General features: G+C 62.6%; 1 protein-coding gene. It reads right to left on the reverse strand.

Features of this window, described 5'->3' with window-relative positions:
- The coding region (locus tag WDW90_RS39560; protein WP_336493050.1) for a glycoside hydrolase family 15 protein at positions 1 to 270 on the reverse strand (270 nt) is incomplete at both ends.

The raw sequence follows: 270 nt of genomic DNA on the forward strand, positions 1-270 counted from the left end.
TTGAAGGCCGTGTTGACGAGGCCGATATGGGAAAAGGCCTGCGGGAAATTGCCGAGAAGCCGTTTGGAGATCGTATCGTATTCCTCCGCCAGAAGGCCGAGGTCGTTGCGGAGCGCAAGCAGGTTCTCGAAGAGTTCCGCCGCCTCGTCGAGCCTGCCGACCAGCACATAAGCATCGGCCAGCCAGAAGGAGCAGGCGAGGAAGGCGCCTTCGCGCCCGCCGACGCCGTCGTCGACGTTTTCGGTGGAATAGCGCAGGACCAGGCCGTTC

It is taken from the genome of Methylobacterium nigriterrae (genome assembly GCF_037106235.1).
GTDB classification, from domain to species: Bacteria; Pseudomonadota; Alphaproteobacteria; order Rhizobiales; family Beijerinckiaceae; genus Methylobacterium; species Methylobacterium nigriterrae.